General features: G+C 65.9%; 24 protein-coding genes. 7 read left to right on the top strand and 17 right to left on the bottom strand.

The genetic code is table 11. The features are described from left to right. Positions 1–361 precede the first annotated feature (361 nt). From RIB52_RS13440 to RIB52_RS13425, 4 genes are all read right to left on the bottom strand, one after another. Positions 362–841, bottom strand: a complete 480-nt coding sequence (locus RIB52_RS13440; RefSeq protein ID WP_350176374.1) for a glutathione peroxidase — start codon at positions 839–841, stop codon at positions 362–364. An 80-nt stretch (positions 842–921) separates the two neighbouring features. Then, positions 922–1,203: a hypothetical protein gene (locus RIB52_RS13435; RefSeq protein WP_350176372.1), complete on the bottom strand. Its 282-nt coding sequence runs from the start codon at positions 1,201–1,203 to the stop codon at positions 922–924. Between the two features lie 52 nt (positions 1,204–1,255). Then, the gene (locus RIB52_RS13430; protein WP_350176370.1) at positions 1,256–1,945 is read right to left on the bottom strand and encodes an ABC transporter ATP-binding protein; all 690 of its coding nucleotides are present in this window, start codon (positions 1,943–1,945) and stop codon (positions 1,256–1,258) included. Further along, positions 1,938–3,212 (bottom strand): lipoprotein-releasing ABC transporter permease subunit, encoded by a 1,275-nt coding sequence (locus RIB52_RS13425; RefSeq protein WP_350176368.1) that lies wholly within the window; start codon positions 3,210–3,212, stop codon positions 1,938–1,940. Before RIB52_RS13425 ends, RIB52_RS13430 begins: the two co-directional genes overlap by 8 nt. Before the next feature lie 218 nt (positions 3,213–3,430). Between RIB52_RS13425 and purF the strand changes: the two genes are divergently transcribed. From purF to RIB52_RS13410, 3 genes are all read left to right on the top strand, one after another. Beyond that, positions 3,431–4,972, top strand: coding sequence for an amidophosphoribosyltransferase (purF, locus tag RIB52_RS13420; RefSeq protein WP_350176366.1), 1,542 nt, complete (start codon positions 3,431–3,433; stop codon positions 4,970–4,972). A gap of 43 nt (positions 4,973–5,015) precedes the next feature. Then, entirely contained in the window at positions 5,016–5,729 is a 714-nt protein-coding gene (locus RIB52_RS13415) for an SDR family NAD(P)-dependent oxidoreductase (protein WP_350176364.1), read from the top strand. A gap of 205 nt (positions 5,730–5,934) precedes the next feature. Beyond that, on the top strand, positions 5,935–6,282 hold the full coding sequence (locus tag RIB52_RS13410) for a PilZ domain-containing protein (protein WP_350176362.1): 348 nt from the start codon (positions 5,935–5,937) through the stop codon (positions 6,280–6,282). Between the two features lie 31 nt (positions 6,283–6,313). On the opposite strand, the gene RIB52_RS13405 is transcribed toward RIB52_RS13410, so the two are convergent. The 5 genes from RIB52_RS13405 to RIB52_RS13385 are packed head-to-tail and all read right to left on the bottom strand — an operon-like array spanning position 6,314 to position 11,680. Further along, a complete protein-coding gene (locus tag RIB52_RS13405; protein ID WP_350176360.1) occupies positions 6,314–7,552 on the bottom strand; it encodes a serine hydrolase domain-containing protein in 1,239 nt (412 codons plus the stop codon). Between the two features lie 17 nt (positions 7,553–7,569). Continuing rightward, on the bottom strand, positions 7,570–8,865 hold the full coding sequence (locus RIB52_RS13400; RefSeq protein ID WP_350176358.1) for a class I SAM-dependent methyltransferase: 1,296 nt from the start codon (positions 8,863–8,865) through the stop codon (positions 7,570–7,572). 51 nt (positions 8,866–8,916) lie between these two features. Next, positions 8,917–10,308 (bottom strand): cryptochrome/photolyase family protein, encoded by a 1,392-nt coding sequence (locus tag RIB52_RS13395; protein ID WP_350176356.1) that lies wholly within the window; start codon positions 10,306–10,308, stop codon positions 8,917–8,919. A gap of 15 nt (positions 10,309–10,323) precedes the next feature. Next, a complete protein-coding gene (locus tag RIB52_RS13390; RefSeq protein WP_350176354.1) occupies positions 10,324–11,280 on the bottom strand; it encodes a metal-dependent hydrolase in 957 nt (318 codons plus the stop codon). A gap of 19 nt (positions 11,281–11,299) precedes the next feature. After that, entirely contained in the window at positions 11,300–11,680 is a 381-nt protein-coding gene (locus RIB52_RS13385) for a hypothetical protein (protein WP_350176352.1), read from the bottom strand. 110 nt (positions 11,681–11,790) lie between these two features. Between RIB52_RS13385 and RIB52_RS13380 the strand changes: the two genes are divergently transcribed. Both RIB52_RS13380 and RIB52_RS13375 read left to right on the top strand, forming a co-directional pair. Further along, a complete protein-coding gene (locus RIB52_RS13380) occupies positions 11,791–12,735 on the top strand; it encodes an alpha/beta hydrolase (RefSeq protein ID WP_350176350.1) in 945 nt (314 codons plus the stop codon). Positions 12,736–12,738: 3 nt separating this feature from the next. Then, positions 12,739–13,224, top strand: a complete 486-nt coding sequence (locus tag RIB52_RS13375; protein ID WP_350176348.1) for an RNA pyrophosphohydrolase — start codon at positions 12,739–12,741, stop codon at positions 13,222–13,224. A 3-nt stretch (positions 13,225–13,227) separates the two neighbouring features. Here RIB52_RS13375 and RIB52_RS13370 read toward each other — a convergent pair whose 3' ends face one another. From RIB52_RS13370 to RIB52_RS13345, 6 genes are all read right to left on the bottom strand, one after another. Beyond that, a complete protein-coding gene (locus RIB52_RS13370; protein ID WP_350176346.1) occupies positions 13,228–13,902 on the bottom strand; it encodes a glutathione S-transferase family protein in 675 nt (224 codons plus the stop codon). 17 nt (positions 13,903–13,919) lie between these two features. Continuing rightward, positions 13,920–14,426 (bottom strand): tetratricopeptide repeat protein, encoded by a 507-nt coding sequence (locus RIB52_RS13365; protein WP_350176344.1) that lies wholly within the window; start codon positions 14,424–14,426, stop codon positions 13,920–13,922. A 59-nt stretch (positions 14,427–14,485) separates the two neighbouring features. Then, positions 14,486–15,691: an RsmB/NOP family class I SAM-dependent RNA methyltransferase gene (locus tag RIB52_RS13360; RefSeq protein WP_350176342.1), complete on the bottom strand. Its 1,206-nt coding sequence runs from the start codon at positions 15,689–15,691 to the stop codon at positions 14,486–14,488. A 135-nt stretch (positions 15,692–15,826) separates the two neighbouring features. Beyond that, positions 15,827–17,281, bottom strand: coding sequence for an IMP dehydrogenase (gene guaB, locus RIB52_RS13355; RefSeq protein WP_350176340.1), 1,455 nt, complete (start codon positions 17,279–17,281; stop codon positions 15,827–15,829). A 109-nt stretch (positions 17,282–17,390) separates the two neighbouring features. Beyond that, on the bottom strand, positions 17,391–18,920 hold the full coding sequence (locus RIB52_RS13350) for a M20/M25/M40 family metallo-hydrolase (RefSeq protein ID WP_350176338.1): 1,530 nt from the start codon (positions 18,918–18,920) through the stop codon (positions 17,391–17,393). After that, entirely contained in the window at positions 18,917–19,699 is a 783-nt protein-coding gene (locus RIB52_RS13345) for a 3-hydroxybutyrate dehydrogenase (protein WP_350176573.1), read from the bottom strand. The genes RIB52_RS13350 and RIB52_RS13345 overlap by 4 nt, the downstream gene beginning before the upstream one ends. A 104-nt stretch (positions 19,700–19,803) precedes the next feature. Between RIB52_RS13345 and ypfJ the strand changes: the two genes are divergently transcribed. After that, on the top strand, positions 19,804–20,664 hold the full coding sequence (gene ypfJ, locus RIB52_RS13340) for a KPN_02809 family neutral zinc metallopeptidase (protein ID WP_350176336.1): 861 nt from the start codon (positions 19,804–19,806) through the stop codon (positions 20,662–20,664). Continuing rightward, positions 20,636–21,214, top strand: a complete 579-nt coding sequence (locus tag RIB52_RS13335) for a hypothetical protein (RefSeq protein ID WP_350176334.1) — start codon at positions 20,636–20,638, stop codon at positions 21,212–21,214. The genes ypfJ and RIB52_RS13335 overlap by 29 nt, the downstream gene beginning before the upstream one ends. Before the next feature lie 61 nt (positions 21,215–21,275). Here RIB52_RS13335 and RIB52_RS13330 read toward each other — a convergent pair whose 3' ends face one another. Together RIB52_RS13330 and RIB52_RS13325 are read right to left on the bottom strand one after the other, a co-directional pair. After that, complete coding sequence (locus tag RIB52_RS13330; RefSeq protein WP_350176332.1) at positions 21,276–23,027, bottom strand: M56 family metallopeptidase; 1,752 nt, start codon at positions 23,025–23,027, stop codon at positions 21,276–21,278. Then, positions 23,024–23,428, bottom strand: coding sequence for a BlaI/MecI/CopY family transcriptional regulator (locus RIB52_RS13325; RefSeq protein ID WP_350176330.1), 405 nt, complete (start codon positions 23,426–23,428; stop codon positions 23,024–23,026). The genes RIB52_RS13330 and RIB52_RS13325 overlap by 4 nt, the downstream gene beginning before the upstream one ends. Between the last annotated feature and the right edge of the window lie 96 nt (positions 23,429–23,524).

Below are 23,524 nucleotides of genomic sequence, written 5' to 3'. Positions count from 1 at the left end.
TAGAAAACTATCGCGGATTCGGTAAGCGCACCTGTCGCCTACTTCTCCACAGAGGCGCGCCTTCACATCCGATAGACGCCCTGGACAATCGCGACGCCTAGAGGGAACCCGATGAGGAACGGCTTGACTGCGTAGTGACTCAATGGCGACCCGCCATCGAGGGTGAAGCCGGACCGGAAGCCCACCACGGCATACCCGATCTAGAAGGGCAGCCAGGCCAGACCGAGGACAATGGGTACATTGTATTCCGAGATAAGGCCCGCCAGAGCGAGCAGGCCCGCCACGACGGCCGCCACGCTCGGCGACCATGCGCAAGCCTGCAGGACTGGACCGAGCCGGTTTGGGTCACCGGAGGTCGCGCTCACAGCAGCTTTTCGACGTCCCGCGCGATGCTTTCCGGCTTATCCTGCGGGCCGTAGCGTTTCACCACGTTGCCGCTTCGGTCGATCAGGAACTTGGTGAAGTTCCACTTGATCGAGATCGAGCCCATCAATCCCCTCTTCTCCGATTTCAGCCAGTCGAAAAGGGGTGATGCATGAGGGCCGTTCACGTCCACTTTCGCCATCAGCGGGAAGGACACGCCGTAATTGACCTTGCAGAATTCGGCGATCTCGTCGGCGCTGCCCGGCTCCTGCGCGCCGAACTGGTTGCAGGGAAAGGCAAGCACTTCGAAATCCCTGTCCTTGAACCGCTGGTAGAGCGCCTCGAGCCCGTCATATTGCGGGGTGAAGCCGCATTTCGAGGCCGTGTTGGCGACGAGCAGGACCTTGCCCTTTTTCTGAGCAAGGTCGAGCGTGTCGCCGCGATTGGTCGTGACGGTGAAATCGGCAATGGTGGTCATGGATGGTCCCCTGCTTGTGACGCCTCCCATCCTTGCTCCGCCAGCCGGGCAGGCCGTGTCAAGCCGGGATGGCGGCGCATCTACCCGCGCAATGGAAAATCCGCATGCTTGCTCAGCTCGACCGCCTCTTCGGCCGAATATTCCCGGTCTCCCGCCTTTTCGATCAGGTAGCGACCGCGCTCGCCTTCCGGCAGGGAGACAATGTGCCGGATCATCTCGGCGAAGGTCCCGCGCCGGATCGCTTTCGCCCCGTCGAAAATTCCGTCGCCGTCATCCACGGCGTGCAGCGCGGCGCGGTCCTCCCATGCGGTCTCGTTCGATTGTTCCGGGGTTCCGTCATAGGTGCTGGGATGGTCTGACATGGTTGCTCCTCCTTCATTTCATAAATGAGCGGGAGCTCCATGGGGTCCACGGCTATTCGAGATGCCCTTCCTTCAGGCGCACGACACGGTCCATCCGGCGGGCGAGCCGTTCGTTATGCGTCGCAACCAGCGCGGCGCTGCCTTCGCCCCGGACAAGGTCGAGGAATTGCGCCAGCACCGTGTCCGCTGTCGCCTCGTCGAGATTGCCGGTGGGCTCGTCCGCCAGCACCAAGGTCGGCCGGTTGGCGAGCGCGCGGGCGACCGCGACGCGCTGCTGTTCGCCGCCCGAAAGCTGGCTCGGCCGGTGTGTAAGGCGGTGCTGGAGGCCGAGGCTGGAAAGGAGGCTGTCGGCGCGCTCCTCCGCCTCGACGCGCGTCGCGCCCGCGATCATCTGAGGCATCACGACATTCTCGCGCGCATCGAAATCGGGCAGGAGATGGTGAAACTGGTAGACGAAGCCGAGATGCTCTCGCCTGAGCTTCGTACGCCCGTCGGTCGGGAGTTTCTCCGCCTGCTGCCCGGCGATGCTGATCGAGCCGGAAAAGCCGCCTTCGAGCAGGCCGACAGCCTGCAACATGGTCGACTTGCCCGAGCCCGACGGCCCAAGCAGCGCGACGATCTCGCCCGGCATGATGTCGAGATCGACCCCGCGCAGCACGTCGATGCGCTGGCCGCCCTGCTCGAAACTGCGCGTAAGGCCGCGCAGCGCCACGGTCGGCGCGCTCTCATCGGCCCTATTCATAGCGCAGCACCTGCACGGGATCGGTGTTGGCCGCCTTAAGCGCCGGGTAGAGCGTCGCAAGGAAACTCAGAACGAGCGCGAGCGCGGTAATCGCGGCGATCTCCCAAGGATCGGCCCGCGCGGGCATGGTCGACAGGAAGCGCACCTCCGGGTCCCACAATTCCTGGCCCGTCACGAAGGCGATGAACTGCACGATCTGTTCGCGGAACAGCAGCACCACCGCGCCCAGGACAAGCCCGGCAATCGTCCCGATCGCGCCGATCGTCGTACCGGTGGTGACGAATATCTTGAGCAGGCTGCGCCGCGTTGCGCCCATCGTGCGCATGATCGCGATGTCGCGCGTCTTGGCGCGAACCAGCATGACAAGGCTCGAAAGGATGTTGAATGCAGCGACGAGAACCATGAAACTCAGGGCGAATCCCATCGCCGCACGCTCGACCTGCAATGCCTCGAACAGGGCAGCATTGATCGTCTTCCAGTCGGCGACCACCGCACGGCCCGCGAGTTTGTCCTTCACCGGCTGGAGAATTTGGCCGACCCTGTCCGCATTATCGACGGTGACTTCGATCATGCCGATACTGTCTTCCATCAGCAGCAGGGTCTGCGCATCGGGGATCGTCATGATGATGAACTTTTCGTCGTAATCGTAGACGCCCACCTCGAAGATCGCGCCGACTTCATAGGGGACCTGCCGTATGGAGGTGCCGAAGGGAGTCGAACGCCCCTGCGGATTGATGATCGTGATCGTGTCGCCCACCCGAGCCCCGATATTCTGGGCAAGCCGCGATCCGATCGCGACCGCACCCGCTTCGGGCCCGTCCGCGCGGCGCAGGTTCGGACCGGATTCGGAAGCAAGCGCCGCGATCTCGCCCGCGACGACCTTGTCTGCGAGTTCGTCGATATCCTCCTGCGTCTGTCCCCGCACGAGGATCGCCACCGTCCGCCCATTGAAGCTTACCAGGAGTGGCTGCTCGATCAGCGGGCTCGCGCTGGTCACGCCGTCGGTCTCGCGCACGTCCTCGAGCACGCTTTCCCAGTTGTCGAGCTTGCCGCCATAGGCCTGGACGATCGCATGGCCGTTGAGCCCCACGATCTTGTCGAGCAATTCGCCGCGAAATCCATTCATCACGCTCATGACGATCACCAGCATGGCGACAGAGAGCATCACGACGCCCACCGAGATCCCGGCAACCAGCGCAATGAAGGCCTCGCCCTTGCCGGGCCAGAGGTAGCGCTTGGAAATCATCCATTCGAAGGGTGAAAGCATTGTGGGTGGATATCTCGCCGGCCGGTGCTGAACGCTGCCTGTAGGCGCTGTCCCCTTTCCCCGCAATGCCGCGCGGCAAAGGCAGGCTCCGCCACGCGCGCGTAAGACGGCGGTCATGAAAAAGGAGGGCATGGCAAGGGCCCGCGCCCTTGTAATCCAGCGGTAACATCGCCATTGGGAGAGCGACGGTCGGGGGCAGCTGAGCGGGTTCGAACACCATGACCAATTCATCGGCGAAAAGCTTGGACAACGGGCGGCTCCGGGACCGGCTCGATGCGAATCTCACCCATCCCTTTCTCGACGCGGACGGAGACAAGCTGCGCGAGGAATGCGGCGTGTTCGGCGCGATCAATGCCGCCGACGCTTCGGCCGCGACGGCGCTCGGCCTGCACGCGCTCCAGCATCGCGGTCAGGAAGCGGTTGGAATCACCAGCTTTGACGGCAGCGAGTTCTATTCGCGCCGCGGGCTTGGCCATGTCGCGGACAACTTCTCTTCGTCCGAGGCGATCGGCGAACTTCCGGGCCACATGGCGGCGGGCCACGTGCGCTATTCGACCACCGGCGGATCGGGCCTGCGCAATGTCCAGCCGCTTTACGCCGAACTGGCGAGCGGCGGCTTCGCGGTCGCGCACAACGGTAATATCTCCAACTCGCAGGCCCTGCGTGCAGACCTCGTCGCCAAGGGGTCGATCTTCCAGTCGACCTCCGACACCGAGGTCATCATCCATCTCGTCGCGACGAGCCGTTATCCCACCACCGCCGACCGGCTGATCGACGCGCTGCGCCTCGTCGAGGGGGCCTATGCGCTGATCGTTATGACGCCCGAGGGCATGATCGCCTGCCGAGACCCGCTGGGCATCCGCCCGCTCGTCATGGGGCGCATGGGCCCCAAGGAAGGCGGCGCGATCGTGTTCGCTTCCGAATCGGTTGCCTTCGACGTTGTCGGTGCCGAACTGATCCGCGAGGTCGAACCCGGGGAAATGCTCCAGGTCGGCTTCGACGGCGAGGTGAAAAGCGTGCGACCCTTCGGCTCCCCGCCCGCGCGGCCGTGCATTTTCGAACATGTCTACTTCAGCCGCCCCGACAGCTATTTCGCCGGACGCAGCGTCTACGAGGCGAGGAAGGCGATCGGCACGCAGCTCGCCATAGAGGCGCCGTGCGATGTCGATCTGGTCGTGCCGGTCCCCGACAGCGGCGTGCCCGCGGCGATCGGCTATGCCCAGGAATCGGGCGTGCCGTTCGAACTCGGCATCATCCGCTCGCATTATGTCGGGCGGACCTTCATCCAGCCCTCCGACAGCGCGCGCCATTCCGGCGTCAAGCGCAAGCATAACGCCAATCGCGGCCTTGTTGCGGGCAAGCGGATCGTCCTGATCGACGATTCGATCGTTCGCGGAACGACGAGCATGAAGATCGTCGAGATGATGCGCGAAGCGGGCGCGAGCGAGGTCCATTTTCGCGTCGCCAGCCCGCCCACGGCCCATTCCTGCTTCTATGGCGTCGATACGCCCGAACGCTCGAAACTGCTGGCCGCTCGGCTCGAACTCGAACCCATGCGCGAATTCATCAAGGCCGATAGCCTCGCCTTCATCTCGATCGACGGGCTGTATCGCGCGGTCGGCCAGAAGGAGCGCGACACGGGCTGCCCGCAATTTTGCGATGCCTGCTTCACCGGCGACTATCCGACCTCCCTGACCGATTTCCACATGACCGAGCAGGGCGCCGCACAGCTTCCCTTTGCCGATCCGAAAGCGGCCTGATAGCAGCCCTTTTCCCGATAATTCCCAAGGCAAAGCGAGACCCATGACCGACGCAAAACCCCTTGCCGGCAAGACCGCCCTTGTCACCGGCGCAAGCCGCGGCATCGGTGCCGCCACCGCGAAAGCGCTCGCCGAAGCGGGGGCGCACGTGATTCTTGTCGCGCGCCGGGTGAAAGCTCTCGAAGAGGTCGAGGATGCGATCCACGCATTGGGGGGCACTTCTACCATCGCTCCCCTGGACCTCACCGAAGCGGACAGCGTCAGCCGGCTGGCAAGCGCGATTGGCGGGCGCTGGGATACGATGGATATCCTGGTTCTGTCAGCCGCCTACATGCCGGACCTTACACCCCTTTCGCAGGTCGATCCCAAACAGTTCAATCAGGCGCTCATGACGAACCTCGTCGCGACGCAGGCACTGCTGGCCGCTTTCGACCCGTTGCTTCGAAAGGCAGAGGGCGCACGGGTCATCGGCCTCACCAGCAGTGTCGGCAAGGATCCACGCCCGTTCTGGGGTGCCTATGCCTCGACCAAGGCGGCGTTCGACAATCTGATCGAGACTTATGGTGCCGAGGTGGAGCGCCTGAGCCCGGTTCGCGTCGCAGTGCTCGATCCGGGCGCGACGCGGACGGAGATGCGGGCGCGCGCCTATCCGGGCGAGGATCCCGAGACGGTCAAGCCTCCGGAGGTCGTGGCCTCTCGGATCGTCGATCTCGTTCAGGAAGATTTCGCCTCCGGCCACCGCGAACGCGTCGATTGATTCGGCGGTCGGGTTCGCCCGGGCCCGATAGGACCCCGGCCCCGCCTTCGCTCCGGCATTGCAACGGCACGACCGGTCGCCAAAAGTGCGGGCTTATCGGCGCATTAACCAGTGCGTGAAACGTCGCATTAGGTCTCAAGGGGGAATTCTCCCCCACCGGACCAACCGGCAAGAGACCAGGCCCGATTGGACAAGGTTTAGCGCAATGCCCACCAACACCGACCGTTACCGCCTTGCCGCACAGGAAGATCGCTGCGGCGAACGCACCAAGCTTACCATTCCCGCCACGCTTCGCGCGTCGGGCGGCCGTGCCTTCCAGAGCGTGGTGCACGACCTTTCGATCTCGGGCTTTTCGGCGGCCTCGATCAACCGCATGCACGAAGGCCAGGTCTGCTGGCTGACGCTGCCGGGGCTCGAATCGCTCCAGGCAGAGGTCGTGTGGTGGGACAATTGCATCGTCGGCTGCGCCTTCGCGGAGCTCCTGAGCCCGATCGTGCACGACAACATCCTGCAGCGTTACAGCAATACCGGCGTCTATCGCCCCATGGCCTGAAGCGTGAGGCAGGCGCTGCGCCTGCCTCGCCCTATTGCGCTGCGGCGATCCGGGTGATGAGGCGGAACCACCGACCGCGATATTGGCCGGTCGCGGTCGGCCAGTTGCCGACGATTGCGACGACAAGGCGTTGCTGCGGCATGATCGTGATCGACTGGCCGAAAATCCCCTGCGCCCCGAAATTGCCGCCGGGATAGGTCCACCATTGATAGCCATATCCGAAGCCGGCGCGGCGGGGATCGAGCTCGCCGAAATCGACTTGCGGCGCGCCCGCTTCGGCGAACCAGCCCTCCGGCACGACCCGGCTGCCCGAGATCCCCTCGCCGCCTTCGAGCACGAACTGCCCCATGCGCGCATAATCCGACAGGCGCAGGGAAAGGCAGCAACCGCCGATATTGCCGCCGCGCTGGTCGGTCATCCAGAACATGGGTCCGGCAAATCCGGCCGGTTCCACGATCTTTTCCTGGGCATATTCGGCAAGCGGCAGGCCGATCGCATTTTCGACCAGCAGGCCGAGCAGATTGGTCTCTCCGGTCTTGTAGACGAATTTCGTGCCCGGCTCGGCCTCGCGCTCCAGCGCTTTCATCTGCGCCACGATTGCGTCCTTGCCATATTCGAGCACGAATTCGTTCATCCTTGCAACGTCGCTTTGCGGGTCGGTGTAATCCTCGTTCCAGGCGACGCCGCTCGTCATGGTGGCAAGCTGGCCCACGCTCACCCCGTCATAGGCCGAGCCTTCGAGGCCGGGCACATAGAGCGTGACCGGATCGTCGAGGCTCGCAACGAAACCGTCCCTGATCGCTGCACCCAGCAGGGTCGAGGTGAAGCTCTTGGCGACCGAAAAGCTGGTCCAGCGATCCGTCGGCGCAAGGCCGAGCCCGTAGTCCTCGAACCGCACCTTACCGTCCTCGAGCACCATCACCCCCGCGGCCTCGCTTTCGTCCATGAGCTTGCGGATATCGTCGGCGAGCGCCAGGGGCAGCGCTTCGCCGCGCGGCAGCGGGCGGGTTTGCGAAGCGGAGGGGACTTCGTGGCCCGCAAACCAGTCTTCCATCGCCCTGAAGCGCGCCGAACGCTGCGCATCGCTCCAGAACAGGACCTGCAATTCGGACGGATCGCGCTCGGGCGGGGCGACCATTTCCACTTCGGCCAGCGCGGCGGGCGCGGTCGCAAGGATCTCATCGGCGCTGCCGAAACTGCCTGTGCAGGCGGTCGTGCCCGCGAGGCAGCCGGCGATCAAAGCGCCCAAGGCGCCGCGTGTCTTGGTCATGTGGTCGATCCCCTCCTTTATTCCTTCACCAGTGTCACCTGGTGGACATTGATCGTGCCCGCGCGAAAGCCGCCCTCGCAATAGGCGAGATAATAGCGCCACAATCGCACGAAGCGGTCGTCGAAGCCGGCCGGAAGGCGATCTTCGGCGACCGCTGCATCGAAGCGGCTGCGCCAGAGTTCCAGAGTGCGCGCGTAATCCGGGCCGAAATCGGCCTCCTCGCACCATGTGAGGCCGCGCTGCTCGGCCAGGATGCGAAATTCGCTGCGTTTGATGAGCAGCCCGCCCGGGAAGATGTAGGCCTGGATGAAGTCGGCGCTGGCGGCATAGGTCTCGAACAGGTCGTCGGCCATGGAGATGAACTGGATCGCGGCGCGCCCGCCGGGCTTGAGACAGCGCACGATGCAATCGAGGAATTCACCCCAATATTCGCGGCCCAGCGCCTCGACCATTTCGACGCTCACTATGGCATCATACTGCCCGGTGACGTCGCGATAGTCCTGCTGGCGGTAGGCGATCTCTCCGAACAATTCCTGCGGTGAGGCATCGCGCCGCGCGCGGGCCCAAGCAAGCTGTTCGCGGCTGAGGCTGATCGCATCGACCTCGACATATTGCAGCGAGGCCATGATCTTGGCCTGCATCCCCCACCCGCAGCCGATCTCGAGCACTCGCCCGCCTGCCGGGGGACGAATGCGATTGGCGATCGCGGTCATCTTGCGAATCTGGCCCGCGCGCAGTTCGCTCATAAATTGGGCGCTTTTCGACGGGGTCGCTTCGGGTGCGAACAGCGCGCTCGAATAGGTCATGGTGTCATCGAGCCAGGCGGCGTAGAAATCATTGCCGAGATCGTAATGCGCGGCCACGTTGCGTGCGGCGCCCGGTCGGCTGTTGCGGTTGAGCCGATGCGCAGTGTGCGCGAGCCAGCGAAACGGGCCGGAAGACCGAGCCGTGCCGCCAAGGCTGCGGGCATTGGCGGAGAAAAGGGCGAACAGCGCCACCATGTCGCTCGCTTCCCATTCACCTGCCTCATAGGCACGATACCAGCCGATCGACCCCTGCGTTGCAAGCCGCACGAGCGCGCGCCAATCCCTCAGCCAGACCTCGACCTCGAAACCGGGCGCATGGCCGCCGAGCAGGCGCGTCGTGCCGTCGGGCAGGTGCGCGCGCAGCGAGCCGTGCGCCAGCCGCGCATCAATCCTGTCAAGAACCTTGCGGAAACCGGGAGCAAGCAGCCGCGCGAGAAGCGAAGCGGACGGCGCAAAACGAGCCCCGCGGGCGAGCAACCGCTCCGTCCTGATCTCTCCCGCCTTCATGCCGCGAGTCATACGCCCGACCCAGCGAGCGGGGCAAGCCGTGCTGGCGGGTCATTCGCCCTTCATCTGCTTGTAGGCCGACAGCGCGCGTTCGCGGCCCTGTTTGTGGGCGATGATCTTGGCCGGGTAATCCTGCAGGCGGCAGCCATGCGCCTCGGGATCGTGGATATAGGCTGCGTCGAGCCCTGAAAGCTCGGGCACGTAACGGCGAATATAGCCGGCGGCGTCGAATTTTTCGCTCTGGGTAAGCGGGGCCATGATCCGCACGAACATGTTCGAATCCACCCCCGTCCCCGAATTCCACTGCCAGTTGACCGAGTTTGACCCGTAATCCGCATCGACCAGGCAGTCCCAGAACCATTTCTCGCCCTCGCGCCAGTCGATCAGCAGGTGCTTGATGAGAAAGCTTGCCGTGATCATCCGCACTCGATTGTGCATCCAGCCGGTTTCATAAAGCTGGCGCATCCCAGCATCGACGATCGGGTAGCCCGTCATGCCCCTCTGCCACGCTTTGAGGTCGCGCGCGGCATCCTCGTCATTCGCCGGATCGCGCCACTCCAGCGCATCGTAATCCTCGCGGTAATTGCGGCTGCCATAGGCGGGAAACTGGCAGATGACATTCTGCGCATAGTCGCGCCAGACCAGCTCGCTCTCGAAGCTCTGCCAGCCTTCGGAGCGGTGGTGTTTCAGCGCGTGCCAGACCTGCACCGGGGTGATCTCGCCGTGGTGGAGATGGGGCGACAGGCGCGAGGAGCCGTCGACGCTCGGCAGGTTGCGGCGGTCCTCGTAGGCGCCGACATCAGCATCCCATTCGGCGAGGCGTTCGTGCGCGGCCTCCTCTCCCACGTTCCAGAATGCGGCGATCCCGCCCGACCAGTCGGGTTTCGTGGGCAGCAGGTCCCAGTCGCAGAGTTCCTCACTTTCGGGCCAATTGCGGGGCGAAGACAACGTCTCGGGCTCGGGCAGGGGGTCGCGCGGCGGGAACTGGGCGCGCATCGCTTTGTAAAAGGGCGTGTAGATCTTGTAGGGATCGCCCGAGCCGGTCGTCACATGCCCTGCCGGGAACAGGTAATTGCCGTCGTGCAGCGTCAGGTCGAGCCTCTGGGCAAGCGCCCCTTGAGCCTTCCTCCACCACGGTTCGTAATGGCGATTGGCGTGCACCGCCCGCGTGCCGAGCGCATCGGCCAGCTGGCACAATTCCTCCACCGCATCGCCGCGCCGCAGAACGATCCTGGCGTTGCGCCTGCCGAAGCTGCGCGACAGGCTTTCCAGCGAATGATGGAGCCACCAGCGTGAGGCGCCGCCCATGGCATGGTGGTCGGCGGCGGCATCGTCGAGGACGTAAACTGCGCAGACGGGGCCCAGCTTTGCAGCTTCGTAAAGGGCGGGATTGTCGGCCATGCGCAAATCGCGCCGCAGCCATACGATCTGGACGTCACTCATGCCGGCAAAAGCGCATCACTCGCTTTCCAGTTCCTCACATTCGTGATCCGGCAGCGCAACGCTGAACCGTTCCCGCGCGCGCGGGTCGTAAAAGCGCGCATCGCGCAGGATGACAGACCCGTCGGAGGCCCTTTCGGCAAAGGGTGCGCGCGACCAGAACAGGAAAGCGCGCGCCTCCTCGGAAGCCTCGGCGGCATCGGCCGGAATCCGGCACACGATCGCAATCGGCGCGTGGTAGCCGTTGCCGAAAGGCTCTCCTTGCCAGGCGGTCGAATACCAGCGCCCCTTCTCGGTGCGGATGATCCGTTCGCGCTCCCAGAAGAACAGGGGCACGGGAGAGGCGATCGCGATTTCGGGCTCGGGATCGTAAAGCTTGGACTTGTGATAGGCGGCATAATCCGAAATCAGGCCGTTGAACGCGACATAAAGCAGCGTCAGGCCGAGCGCGACCTGCGCGATGAGCTCGCCCCGCCCCGGCCCCTCGCGTCTTTCCCGCTGCAGCGACCGCCACAGCGAAAAGCCCAGCAGCCCCCAGAGCCAGACATCGATGATGAACAGGGTGTCGCCATAGAACCAGCGATCCGAAAAGGGGGCGAACATTCGGATCCCGTAGACATTGAGCCAGTCAAGTATGGGATGGGTGAGGCAACCGATCAGCGACAACCAGTACGCCCACGCGAAGTCGACCGGCGCGCGTTGCTCCGGCCGCTTGCCGCGTCTTTCCTGCCAGCGGTCGAACCCCCACAGGGCAGCAGCGAGGAACAGCGGCAGCACGACCCACGCGATCGGCCCATGCGTGATCCCGCGGCGGAAGCCGAGATGCTCGGCCCCTTCCAGCCAGAAAAAGCAAGCCGCATCGATATCCGGCAGGTTCGCTCCGATCACCAGCGCCGGCATGCCGAACCCGGTGCGTCGCTTGAGGCCCGCCTGTCCGACCAGCGCCCCGACGAGGCTGTGAGTGAGATTGTCCATGCCGACCCTGTGCCTGTGCCTAGCCGCCCGCCTCGAAGGCGCTGCGCGCAAGCGGCGTCGCGGCCGTCGTCCCGGCGAGATAGCCGCCCAGCACGGTAAAGGGCGTCGCCAGCCAGTCGGCGAAGGCAAGGATGCTGAGCAGCATCAGGAGGAGGCCAAAGACAAGCTTGGACAGGGCAAGCGCGACGACGATCCGGCGCTTCACGTTGAGCGGCGCATCAGGGGGATCGAAGTGCCGCTCGACCGCCCCGCGCGCGGCAAAGCCCGCGATCGCGCCCACCGCGATGCCGAAGATACCGGTCTGGACCTGGTTCGCAAGCGGCAGGAAATAGGCCACGAACATCGCGCTGGGCGCGAAAAGCAGCGGAAGCCGCGTGCGTGTCCTGACCGAATATTTCATTGCCTCGCTTTTCTACCTCGCTTCATGCTGGCCGAAATGCGCGCCTGGCCGGTGGAAATGCGCCTCGCCACGGCCTATCAGCCTCTGGCGAAACCGGGAGAGAAAACACGATGAAAGATGCCACCCCCTTCGTCAGACCCGACATGCGCGCCTTCCTCGATGCGCTCGCCGCGATGGAAGGACCGGCAATCGCCGACATGACCCTCGATGAGGCACGCGCCAGTTACGTGGCCCTTCATGCCATGGCAGACAAGCCCGCGCGCGAACTTGCCGTGATCCGCGACCTCGCCTGCCCCGGGCCTGCGGGCGACATCCCGCTCAGGCTCTACGACGCGCGCGAAAGCCGCGAGCCCGGCCCGGTGGTAACGTTCTTCCACGGTGGCGGCTTCGTCATCGGCGATCTTGAAACGCACAACGCGCTGTGCACCGAGCTTGCCGCGCTGCTCGACCTACCGGTGATCGCGACCAATTACCGCCGCGCACCCGAAGCGCCTTTCCCCGCCGCGATAGAGGATTGCGAGGCCGCGGCTCGCTGGATCGCGGGAAGCCCGGAGAGGCTGGGCCGAGAGGCGACGGGGCTGGTAACGATCGGGGACAGCGCCGGGGGTACGGCGACGATAGCGGTCGGGCAATTGCTCGCCGCCGATCCCGCTGCCGTGCCGGTGGTCCTTCAGGTCCCGCTGTTCCCGCTCGCGGCCGACGCGATGGGTTCGGCGAGCCTCGATGCCTTCGCCGACGGGTTCGTCCTGACCAAGGCCGCGGTCGAATTCTTCGATGCCGCCTATCAGGGCGACCGCAAGGACCCGCGCGCCTTTCCGATCCTTGGCGACCATGCGAGCGCGCCGCCGACCGTCATCGTGACCGCGAGCCTCGATCCGATCCGCGATTCGGGCCGCGATTACGCCAAGGCGCTGGCCGAGGCGGGCCGATCCCACGTCTTCCTCGAAATCGAAGGCGTCACCCACAGCTTCACCAATCTGCGACAGGCCGTGCCCAGCACCCAGGCCGACCTCGAACGGGTTGTCGCGGCGATGCAATTCATGCTCGGAGCCTGATCGATGAGCCTTTCCCCGGACGACCTGCCCTATCGGCCCTGCGCGGGCTTCATGCTGCTCAATGAAGAAAACCGCGTCTTTGTCGGCCAGCGTATCGAAAAGCGCGCCCATGGCATGTGGCAGATGCCGCAGGGCGGGATCGACCCGGGCGAGGACCACGAGACCGCCGCGCTTCGCGAACTGGGCGAGGAGACCGGCATCACGTCCGACCTCGTCGAGATCATCGCTCCCGCTTCGAAACCCCTGCGTTATGACCTGCCGCCCGAATTGCTCGGCAAGGTGTGGAAGGGAAAGTATCGCGGGCAGGAGCAGCACTGGTTCCTCGGCCGTTTCCTCGGCGACGAGGACGATATCGATCTCGAAGCGCACGACCCGCCCGAATTCAACGCCTATCGCTGGATCGAACCCGAACAGCTTCCCGAACTCATCATACCGTTCAAGCGGCAGGTCTATCGCGAGATCCTCGAGGAATTTCGCGCTTTCCTGTGAGGGTTAGAATCGGAAGATGATCGAATCCCGGTCGTCTTTCGCCCGCGCCGCCTTGAAGCTGTCCATTGCCTCGACGCGTTCGAACCACCCGGAAATATTGGGATAGCCCAGCTCGAACGCGCCTTTGTCGCGCGCGGCGAACATGGGATAGACAAGCGTGATGTCGGCTGCGGTAAGCCGGTCGCCGCCGAAGAAGGGTTTCTCGGCGAGGTCCTTTTCCATCTCGCCGAAGAGCGCATCCAGCCGCGGGTTCACGAACAGCTTGCGGACCTGCCCGAAAATAGCCTTGAGCAGCGCGCTTATCGGCCAGGGGGTGCGGCTTTCGAGCAGGGTGAGCACCATCGAGACCATCTGGGTCGACATCAGCGAGCCCTGCGCCGCGTGGAACCAGAAGAGATGCCGTGCGCGATCAGAACTGCCGGGCGAAGGACGAAGCGGACTGTCCGGGTACTTGTCGAGAATGTAGTCGATGATCGCATTGCTTTCCGCCAGCACCAGATCGCCTTCGGTCACGACCGGCGCCGTGCCCAGCGGCGACAGCGCCTTGTAATCCTCCGGCGCGAGATTGGTCTCGGGATCGCGATCATAGGCCTTGAGCTCGTAATCCGCGCCCAACTCCTCGAGCAGCCAGAGGATGCGGAAGCTCTGCGAATATTCGAGGTGGTGCAGCGTCAGCATGGGGCGCCTCCGCCGGCTCAGTTGGAGGCCGTCGTGCCCTCGGCCGTGTCCACCGCGAGACGCTGACCGGTCGGCGCGTTCGCCCCGGTCGCAATGGTCGAACGCAGCGCCACCGTTTCGGGGCAGCTGTCGCCGCACATGGATTGCAACCGGGCGAGATTGCGCTTCGCCCGTTCGATCGCACCCTTTTCGACCAGCGCCGCACCCTCGCCCGAAATGGCGGCGAAGTTGTCGGGATCGCGGGCCAGGGCTTCGCGGTAATAGCGAATCGCCTTGCCCTGCAGGCCATTTTCCCGCGCAGCCTCGGCGAGATTGACGAAGATCGGAGTATAAGCCGGATCGACCGCCAAGGCCGCCTCGAAGGCATCGATCGCGGCCTGCGTGTCGCCTGCGGCAAGGGCGGCTTCACCCTGCTGGATCAGCGCCTCGGCTCGCGCGTCCGGTGCCTTCTCCCCGGCGCTCGTCACGCTTGCCGTGGTGGCGAGGAACAGCGAGAGGGCGGCGGCAGCGGGCGCAAAACGCATGAACAGCTCCTTGAATGCAGCAGGCCGGGATCTGACAGGCTCAGCCATAAGGCATATGGCTAACACGCAAGCGAGCAATTGGCGACAAAAAACCCGTCCGTGCCGTCATGGAACGGGTCGATCCGCCATCCTTTCCCGCGCGGGCCTCCGAGCGGAAGGTTAACACCGCGCGCCTCGAAACTTTCATGGCGTGCCAGGAATGCATCGATTCGTTTTGCCCCTTCCTCGTCCAGCAACGAGCAGGTGACGAAGACGATCCTGCCGCCCGGCGCCGCCACCTGCGCCGCAATGTCGAGCAAGCGATCCTGCAGAGCCGCGTATTTTTCGAGTGCGCGCGCGGTGAGCCGCCATTTGGCCTCGGGCTTGCGGCGCCATGTGCCCGTCCCCGAACAGGGCGCATCGACGAGGACGAGATCGGCCCTGCCCGCTATATCGGCCAGCGCCTCGATCTCCCGGCCCGGATCGATCAGGCGAGGCTCGATCAGCCCTGCTCCGGCCCTCTCGGCGCGGGGAGCGAGGTTGCCAAGCCGCCGCTTGTCGGTATCGCAAGCAACGAGTCGGCCCGAATTCGACATGGCCGCAGCAAGCGCGAGCGACTTGCCCCCGGCCCCGGCGCACAGGTCGACCACGGTCTCCCCGGGCCGGGCATCGGCGGCGAGGCAGGCGAGCTGGCTGCCGTGGTCCTGCACCTCTATCATGCCGTCGCGATAGGCGTCCCATTCCTCGACCCTCGTGCCTGCCGGAAAGCGCAGGGCCTGCGAGGCGGCGAGATGCTCGCCCGGCTCGGGCAGGTCGAGGCTCTCACGGTCCGCCTTGAGCGTGTTGACCCGCACATCGAGCGACGCGCGGCCCATCAGCGCCTGCGCCGCCTCGCCCGCCATGCCCGAGCGTGCCAGCGCCGCGACCAGCCATTCGGGCGCAAGACCGGGCGTGGCCTCGATCGCGCCATCTTTTTCCAGGGGGGCCTCGATGGGCGCGGGGCCGTGGGGCGAGCCGTCGAACAGGTCGAGGACGTGGTGGTTGGCGGGGTCGGCTCGGCCATAGGCGAGCATCGCGTCGCGGCCATTGCCCGGGACCGGGCCGAGCGCGCGGATCGCGGCATAGACCAGCTCGCGCACCGCCCGGCGGTCCTTCGAGCCGGCATAGCGACGCGCGCGGAAATAGTCGGCGAGGATGCGGTCGGCGGGGGCACCCTCCCCCTTCGCCGCCTCGATCACGAAGTCGAGAACCTCGATCGCAGCCTGCACGCGGGCTGCGGGGGTCATCGCGTCCACCCCGCGTCGTGCGGAATACGAGCATCGGTCGCGCGCCGACCGCAAGGGGGACCGCCCGCCGGCAACGGGCGCAGCGTCAGCTGCGCGTCTAGCGAGGATGCGCCCGTGGATACGGGCGCCGGAGAATCATCTCGTCGGATAGTTGGGTGCCTCGCGGGTGATCGCGACATCGTGAACGTGGCTCTCCGAAAGCCCCGCATTGGTGATCCGGACGAATTGCGAGCGGGTCTGCAGGTCTTCGATGGTCGCCGCGCCGGTATAGCCCATTGCCGCCTTGATCCCGCCGACGAGCTGGTGGATCACGTCGGCCACGGGGCCCTTGAACGGGACCTGCCCCTCGATCCCCTCGGGCACGAGCTTCATGGCGGAAACGTCCTGCTGGAAATAGCGGTCGGCGCTGCCGCGCGCCATCGCGCTGACCGAACCCATGCCGCGATAGGCCTTGTAGGAGCGGCCTTGGTAGAGGAACACCTCGCCCGGGCTTTCGGCGGTGCCTGCAAGCATGGACCCGACCATCACCGTGCTCGCACCTGCGGCAATCGCCTTGGCGACATCGCCGCTGGTGCGCAGCCCCCCGTCCGCGATCACCGGGACGTTCGATTTTCTCGCCTCGGCGGCGCTTTCCATGACCGCGGTGAGTTGCGGCACGCCGACGCCCGCGACGACGCGGGTGGTGCAGATCGAGCCCGGCCCGATCCCCACCTTCACAGCGTCCGCGCCCGCATCGATCAGCGCAGCGGTAGCCTCGGGGGTGGCGACATTGCCGGCAATGACCTGCACCGAGTTCGAAAGCTTCTTCGCCCGTTCGACGGCACGGGCAACCTCCCGATTGTGGCCGTGCGCGGTGTCGATCACGATCACGTCGACCTCGGCATCGATCAACGCCTCGGTCCGCGCGAACCCCGAATCGCCGACCGTCGTGGCCGCCGCGATGCGCAGGCGCCCGGCGGCATCCTTGGTCGCATCGGGATAGGTCACCGCCTTTTCGATATCCTTGACGGTGATAAGGCCGATGCAGCGATAATCGTCGTCGACCACAAGCAGCTTCTCGATCCGGCGCTGGTGGAGGAGCCGGCGCGCTTCCTCCTGGCTGGTGCCGATGGCGACGGTGGCGAGATTGTCGGTCGTCATCAGCTCGCGCACGGGCTGGGCCGGGTTTTCGGCGAAGCGCACGTCGCGATTGGTGAGGATGCCGCAGAGCCTGCCTTCGCGGTCGGTCACCGGAATCCCGCTGATGCGGTGCTGCTGCATGAGCGCCTGCGCCTCGCCCAGCGCCGCGTCGGGCCCGATCGTGATCGGGTTCACCACCATTCCGCTCTCGAACCGTTTGACCGCGCGCACCGCGGCGCATTGCTCCTCGATGTCGAGATTGCGGTGAAGCACGCCGATCCCGCCCAGCTGCGCCATGGCAATGGCCATGTCGGCCTCGGTCACGGTGTCCATGGCGGAGGACAGGATCGGGATGTTGAGCGCGATCTCGCGCGTCAGGCGCGTGCGCGTGTCGGCCATGGAGGGCAAGACCTCGCTTTCGGCCGGACGCAGCAGCACGTCGTCGAAGGTAAGGCCGAGCGGGATATCCATGAGCGTCACTTTCCTGGGCGTCTTGGCCACTAACGATTGCAGGGGCCGGGAGAATCGTGACGGCCCATGTAATCGCGCTTACCCGCAAACGCTAGGGCACTCGGGACCGCTATCGACGCTTGCCCGCGATTTCCAGAGTCCCGACCTCGCCAACGGGCATGTAGGCGGTGTTGGCAAGGCGACGAACGAGTTCCTCGTGCAGCAACAGGTCCTCGATCGCCCCGCCCAGTTCGAGCTCGCCCGCTTCGTCGGATGGACGGTGGTAATCGCTCGAAAGATAGGGACCGAGCACGCTACGCGAGGAAAAGGCGCTCGAAAGGAGCACCGCTGGCACGCCCTTTTCGAGCAGCGCCCAGCCGTCCTGTCGCTTGAGGAAGCTCTCGGCGAAATCCTTGTCGCCGATACGACGGCCCCGCTCGGCGAGCAGGTCGAGCACCACGCCATCGAGCGCGGTGCTGCGCCCTTCGCCGACATATCCGAGCGGCGTTCCGGCGGGCGCGACCGCGACGGTGTCGAAATTGAGTGCGGCAACGATGTCATCGAGTGGCAGCGGCGGGTTCTCGGCAAAGGCCTTTGCGCCGAGCAACCCCGCTTCCTCCGCACTCGTGGCGAGCACGTAGATGTCGCGTTGGTGCGGGCCGGACGCGGCGAGCCGGCGAGAGAGCTCGAGCATGACCGCGATGCCCGAGGCATTGTCGACCGCGCCGTTGCAGATCTTGTCCGGGGCCTTGCCGCAGTGGCCCAAATGGTCCCAATGGCCGAGCAGCAGCACCGCCCCTGCCTCCGGCCTTGTGCCGGGCAGCAGGCCGATCACGTTCGAGCTGGTGAATTCGCGCCGCTTCGATGTCGCCTCGATCGTCACCCGCAAGGGGATCCTGGCCGGCTCGAAATCCGTCTCTTGCGCGCTGCGTTCGAGCGCGCGCCATTCCTCCTTGCCGAGCACGCGCGCCATCGCGTCTTCGGTCACGAAGGCGGACAGGCGCACTTCCTCCTCGCTCGCCAGCAGCAGTCTTTCGCGTCCATAGGCCTCCTGGGCGGCCGCGATCGCCTTTTCGTCCTCGACCACCGTGATGATCGCGACCGGTCTCTTGTCGAACAGCGCCGCGCGCCGCCGCGGACTGACGCCGGGTTCGCCGAGCATGACGAGTATCTGTCCGGCAGCGGTTTGCGCCGGGAGCCCCTCCCCTTCAAGGCCGACAAAGACCAGCTCGCTGCCGAGATCGGGCCCGGCCTGTATCAGCACCCGGCGGCGAGTGGTGAAAGCTGCGCCTTCCGCGTCGGGAACAAGAACCCCGCGCGTGCCCAGTTCGAAGGACAGGCCGCTCGCCTGCGGGGTGGTGGATATGAGCTCAACCGGCGCGCGCCAGGCGCTGCCCGGATCATTGGTCCCCGATACCAGCCCAGCGGCTTCGAGTTCGGCGATGACGAAGTCGACCGTCCGCTGCTCGAACGGCGTGCCCGGCTTGCGGCCGCCGAATTCGTCGCTGGCGAGGATCGCGATGTCCCGGGTGAGATGCGCACGGATCGCCTCCACCTGCGCATCGGCCACGCGCGGCGCGGGCGCGCTCGCGCAGGCGGCGAGCGCGGCAAGGCCGATGATCGGCGCGGCAAGCCGGGCGAGGCGCGCATGCAAGCTCACTTGGCGGTCCATCCTCCGTCCATGCTGAAATTGGAGCCCGTGATGTTCTCGGCAGCCGGGCTGCACAGGAAGACTGCCATCGCGCCGACATCTTCGGGCTGGACGAATTTCTTGGTCGGCTGGCCGGCAAGCAGCACGTCGTTGATGACCTCCTCGCGGCTCATCGAGCGCGCCTGCATCGTGTCGGGGATCTGGTTCTCCACCAGCGGCGTCCAGACATAGCCGGGCGAGATACAATTCGCGGTGACGCCATGTTCGGCCAGTTCGAGCGCGATCGTCTTGGTGAAACCGGCAAGGCCGTGTTTGGCTGCGACATAGGCGCTCTTGAACGGGGAGGCGGCAAGCGAATGGGCGCTGGCCGTATTGACGATCCGCCCCCACCCCTTCGCCTTCATTGCAGGCACGGCGGCCCTCGTCGTGTGAAAGGCGGCGGTGAGATTGAGGGCGAGCACCGCGTTCCATTTCTCCGGCGGGAAATCCTCGACCGGTGCGACATGCTGCATCCCGGCATTGTTGACGAGGATGTCGACCGGCCCGACCTCGTCCATCATCTCGGCGATCGCGCCTTCATCCATCAGGTTCGCGCCGTTGAAGTGCGCGCCGATTTCCGCGCACAGAGCATCGATCTCGTCCGCATCGCCGAGCCCGTTGAGGACGATCTCGGCCCCTTCGGCCTTCAGCGCGCGCGCAACGGCGAGCCCGATGCCCGAAGTCGACCCCGTCACCAGCGCGCGCTTGCCCGCCAGTATCGTGCCGCCAGCCGCATCGCTCTTGAGCATTTCGTCGTTCTCCTGCACTCGCTTCGTCACGGCGCTTCGCTTTCGCCGGACGCGCGCCGCCTGTCCAGAGATTTGCGGATCGGCGGTGCGACAGGGGAGGGAATATGCGGCTCGATTCTCACGACACCTCCAACATCAAGGTCCGTTCGAGCAGCGGCGGCCGCGCGCGCAAGGCGGGCGGGCTCGGGATTGTCGGGATCCTGATCGCGCTCGCGGCGGCCTGGCTGCTCGACATCGATCCGCGCCAGACAATCGGCATGGTCGAAGGCGCGCAGCGCTCGCTGCCGCAGCGCGGCGGCGAGGCGAGCGAAATGAGCGAAGCACAGGTCTGCGCGATGGGGCCCTATGCCCGCGAGGCCTGCGATGCGCTCGACAGCCTGAATTCGACCTGGGAGCCGGTTTTCGCTCGCGCCGGCGCGCGCTTCGCACAGCCGGTGCTCGACCTCTATCGCGGCGGGAAGGTCAACACCCAGGGCTGCGGCAGCGCGTCGAGCGCGGTGGGTCCTTTCTACTGCCCGGCCGACATGGGCATCTATATCGACACCGGATTTTACGACCAGCTTGCGACAATGTCGGGCACGCGCGGCGATTTCGCGCGTTTGTATGTCATCGCGCACGAATACGGCCATCACATTCAGAACCTGACCGGCATCGCCGATGCGGTGCGGCAGGCGAAGGCGCGCGACCCCTCGCGGGCCAACGTCCTGCAGGTCGCGATGGAATTGCAGGCCGATTGCTATGCGGGCGTGTGGGCCGGGCTCAACCGGGACCGGATCGAGCCGGGCGACATGGAAGAAGGCATGTCCGCGGCCGGCTCGATCGGCGACGACACGCTGATGCGGCGCGCCGGGCGACGGATCGAGCCGGAGAATTTCACCCACGGCACCAGCGCCCAGCGCATGGCGGCACTCAGGCTGGGAATGGAGACAGGCGATCATGCGGCTTGCGACGACTTTTTCGAATAGGGCGCTCGCGCCCGCAGCGCTCGTATTGATCGCGGCCGCCTGCATCGCCTCGCCTGCCCGGGCGCAGGTGGCGAAGCCCGATGCCGATATCGAGGATATCGCCCGCACCCCGCTCGAGGATCTGAACATCGAAGGCGACGAAATACCGCCCGTGCTGGTCGAGGCCGCCGAGGACCCCTATGCGCAGGACATGCTCGCCGATTGCAACGCGATCGTCGCCGAAATCGCGCGGATCGACCGGGTGCTGGGACCCGATTACGACTATCTTGGCCGGCCCGAGGGCGGATTGAAGCCGGGCAAGGTCGCCAAGGGCCTGGTCGGCTCGCTGATCCCCTTTCGCGGCATTGTGCGCGAGGTGACCGGCGCGGCGGGCGAAGCCCGCGAGCTCGCCTATTTGATTACGGCCGCGATGACCCGGCGCGGCTTTCTCAAGGGTCTCGGCAAGGGGCGCGGCTGCGAATACCCGGCGGCGCCGCGCGAAATGACGATGAAAGCGGAGCAGGCCGCAAACGAAAAAGCGGCGGCCACAAAGGCCGGGCAGGCGCGCTGAATGCGAAAGGGCGGGCCGGCCGCAAGGCCCCCCGCCCCCAATAGCCGGCAGCGACCCAATATCAGCTGGCCGCGTCTTCCCAGGTGTCGATCTGGCGATCCAGTTCCTTCAGGATCTTCCGGCGCATCGAAGCAGACAGGTCGCGATCCGCGGCGATCGAGCGGCGCGCTTCCCTGATGCCTTCGAGCGCCTGTTTCATGACGCGCGCCTGGCACAGCTTGACGGTGGTCACGCCGTCCTTGTCGGTGACGGTGGTGGCAACGTCCTCGCTCGCCGGATCGCATTGCATTTCGACCACGGTGCGGCTGCCGGCGAAGTCGGCCTCGCGCTCGATCCCGGCAAGCATTTCGGGAAGCTCGCTCATGACCTGGTCGGCCTTTGCCAGGCCTTCACGAACCTCGGACATGATAGCCTCGATCTCCTCTTCGCTCAGATCACCGTCGGCACGCTTGCCGCGAACCTCCTCGCTGCTTGTGCTGAGCACGATCGCGCGCTCGCCCTTGCCGAGCTCCTCGGCGACCGTCGCGTCCTCCCCATCGGTGACGCGCTTGACGATCACCTCACGGCGCTTGCCGTCCTCGCCGGGCTCATCGCTCTCGACGATCGTGACGTACTCCGATTCCTCTTCGTAATAGACCCGGGGCCCGGTGCCCCTGGAATCTTCGCTGTCAGGGTCGACTCTCTCGATATCGCCGGTTGCGGGAGCCTCTGGCGGCACCGGCGGCTGCGGCGCATCGCCGGGCGTGGCTGGCGCGGACGGGGCCTTAGGGGCTTCGGGCGCTTGCACCGAACCCGTTCCGGCATAGCTGATCGAGGCGGTGAGCGGCAGGGCCAGCACCGCCGCGCCCATTGCGAGGCGGCCTGCCATGCGGCGGCGGGGGGAAAGGTCGGACATTTTCAGGCTCCTCAGACGGTGGATGATGGATTTTTCGCCCAACACCGGGCAGGCCATGGGCGCCGTGATCGCCGCATGGGCGGAGAAAGCGCCCGGCGAGCCATCGGCCCCTGCGGCCATGCTCGCGATCAGGCGCGCATAGGCGGCCCGCTCGCTTTGGCCGCACGCGGCGATGACCCGGGCATCGCAGGCCGCCTCCTGGTCGCGCCGCAGGGCGAGCCAGCCATAGCGGGCGAGCGGATTGAACCAATGGGCGGCGAAAAGCGGCTGGACGATGATATTGATGAGCAGGTCGTGCCCGCGATGATGGGCGATCTCGTGTTCCAGCGCGAGATCGCGCGCCGTGCGATCGGGCCGTGCCATGAAGCCGGGCGGCAGGGCGATGACCGGATCGAACACGCCGAAAGCGAGCGGCGCACTCGTTCCCTGAGTTTCGAGCAGGCGGATCGGCGCGATGGGCCCGGCGATGCGGCCGACCTCGCGCGCCCCGGCGAGAAGCTCGGCGCGCAGGACGAAATAATGACGGAAACGAACCGCGAGGAAGGCAACCGCGCCCGCGATCCAGAGCGCGAACGCGGTCGCAGCGAGCATCTCCCAGTCGAGCGCGTGGAGCGGCAGGAACGGCGCGGTGTCAGGCGCGCTCGGCAATGCAGCGGGCATCGCTCCGCCCGGATCGGCGGAGTCGAGCGCAGAGCCGACGGGCATCGGAGCGGCCTCGGGCGCGGGGGCGGGTGCGGGCGCGGGGCCAAGCCAGGCGGGCAGCGTGATCGGCGGCAACAGCAGCCGCGCCATCGGCAGCGCCCACAGCGCATAGGCCATGCGCGGCCCGAAAACCTGCGCCACCCGGCGGCGCACGAGCAGGACAAGCGCGATCAGCGCACCGGACCACAACAGCGTATCGATCAGCCAGCCGTTCATTTGCGCATCTCCTTCAGAAGCGCCTCGATCTCGGCGAGGTCGTCCTCGCTCAGCGCCTCGGCTTCGGCGAGATGGGCGAAAAGCGATGCGGGCCGCCCGCCGAACAGGCGATCGACAAGTCGGCGCGATTCGCCGCCAACATAATCGGCCCGCTCGATCACCGCGCTGTAGAGATAGCGCCGGCCGTCGGGCCGCGTGTCGATCGCGCCCTTCTGGACCAGCCGCGAAAGCAGCGTCTTGACGGTGGCAAGGCTCCAGCCGCGCGTCTCGCAGACGATGTCGCAGACCTCGGTCGCCGTCAGGGTCCCGCGCATCCAGAGCGCCTCCATTACGGCGTGCTCCGCCTCGCTGATACGGTCGGGGGTCGGGGAATTGTCCCGGGGCTCGTCATGATCGGCCATGAAGGCGGTCCTCCTGCTGACGACTACGGTTGTAGGCGTACCGATTACGTTTGTAAACATGAAAGCCCGATGAATGGTGTCCAGGGCCGCTTGCGC

Source organism: Erythrobacter sp. (genome assembly GCF_040217515.1).
GTDB lineage: Bacteria > Pseudomonadota > Alphaproteobacteria > Sphingomonadales > Sphingomonadaceae > Erythrobacter.
The sequence above is the reverse complement of the archived record's forward strand: the minus strand, read 5'-3'. Positions and strand labels throughout refer to the sequence as shown.

Bases quoted from the DNA above. Each gene is read 5' to 3' on its own strand.
- purF (WP_350176366.1), top strand. From the start codon at position 3,431: ATGACCAATTCATCGGCGAAAAGCTTGGACAACGGGCGGCTCCGGGAC.
- RIB52_RS13380 (WP_350176350.1), top strand. From the start codon at position 11,791: ATGAAAGATGCCACCCCCTTCGTCAGACCCGACATGCGCGCCTTCCTC.
- RIB52_RS13395 (WP_350176356.1), bottom strand. From the start codon at position 10,308: ATGAGTGACGTCCAGATCGTATGGCTGCGGCGCGATTTGCGCATGGCC.
- RIB52_RS13425 (WP_350176368.1), bottom strand. From the start codon at position 3,212: ATGCTTTCACCCTTCGAATGGATGATTTCCAAGCGCTACCTCTGGCCC.
- RIB52_RS13325 (WP_350176330.1), bottom strand. From the start codon at position 23,428: ATGGCCGATCATGACGAGCCCCGGGACAATTCCCCGACCCCCGACCGT.
- RIB52_RS13330 (WP_350176332.1), bottom strand. From the start codon at position 23,027: ATGAACGGCTGGCTGATCGATACGCTGTTGTGGTCCGGTGCGCTGATC.
- RIB52_RS13385 (WP_350176352.1), bottom strand. From the start codon at position 11,680: ATGAAATATTCGGTCAGGACACGCACGCGGCTTCCGCTGCTTTTCGCG.
- RIB52_RS13430 (WP_350176370.1), bottom strand. From the start codon at position 1,945: ATGAATAGGGCCGATGAGAGCGCGCCGACCGTGGCGCTGCGCGGCCTT.
- RIB52_RS13360 (WP_350176342.1), bottom strand. From the start codon at position 15,691: ATGACCCCCGCAGCCCGCGTGCAGGCTGCGATCGAGGTTCTCGACTTC.
- RIB52_RS13400 (WP_350176358.1), bottom strand. From the start codon at position 8,865: ATGAAGGCGGGAGAGATCAGGACGGAGCGGTTGCTCGCCCGCGGGGCT.
- RIB52_RS13370 (WP_350176346.1), bottom strand. From the start codon at position 13,902: ATGCTGACGCTGCACCACCTCGAATATTCGCAGAGCTTCCGCATCCTC.
- RIB52_RS13375 (WP_350176348.1), top strand. From the start codon at position 12,739: ATGAGCCTTTCCCCGGACGACCTGCCCTATCGGCCCTGCGCGGGCTTC.
- RIB52_RS13405 (WP_350176360.1), bottom strand. From the start codon at position 7,552: ATGACCAAGACACGCGGCGCCTTGGGCGCTTTGATCGCCGGCTGCCTC.
- RIB52_RS13440 (WP_350176374.1), bottom strand. From the start codon at position 841: ATGACCACCATTGCCGATTTCACCGTCACGACCAATCGCGGCGACACG.
- RIB52_RS13435 (WP_350176372.1), bottom strand. From the start codon at position 1,203: ATGTCAGACCATCCCAGCACCTATGACGGAACCCCGGAACAATCGAAC.
- guaB (WP_350176340.1), bottom strand. From the start codon at position 17,281: ATGGATATCCCGCTCGGCCTTACCTTCGACGACGTGCTGCTGCGTCCG.
- RIB52_RS13345 (WP_350176573.1), bottom strand. From the start codon at position 19,699: ATGCTCAAGAGCGATGCGGCTGGCGGCACGATACTGGCGGGCAAGCGC.
- RIB52_RS13365 (WP_350176344.1), bottom strand. From the start codon at position 14,426: ATGCGTTTTGCGCCCGCTGCCGCCGCCCTCTCGCTGTTCCTCGCCACC.
- RIB52_RS13415 (WP_350176364.1), top strand. From the start codon at position 5,016: ATGACCGACGCAAAACCCCTTGCCGGCAAGACCGCCCTTGTCACCGGC.
- RIB52_RS13390 (WP_350176354.1), bottom strand. From the start codon at position 11,280: ATGGACAATCTCACTCACAGCCTCGTCGGGGCGCTGGTCGGACAGGCG.
- RIB52_RS13410 (WP_350176362.1), top strand. From the start codon at position 5,935: ATGCCCACCAACACCGACCGTTACCGCCTTGCCGCACAGGAAGATCGC.
- RIB52_RS13335 (WP_350176334.1), top strand. From the start codon at position 20,636: ATGCGGCTTGCGACGACTTTTTCGAATAGGGCGCTCGCGCCCGCAGCG.
- ypfJ (WP_350176336.1), top strand. From the start codon at position 19,804: ATGCGGCTCGATTCTCACGACACCTCCAACATCAAGGTCCGTTCGAGC.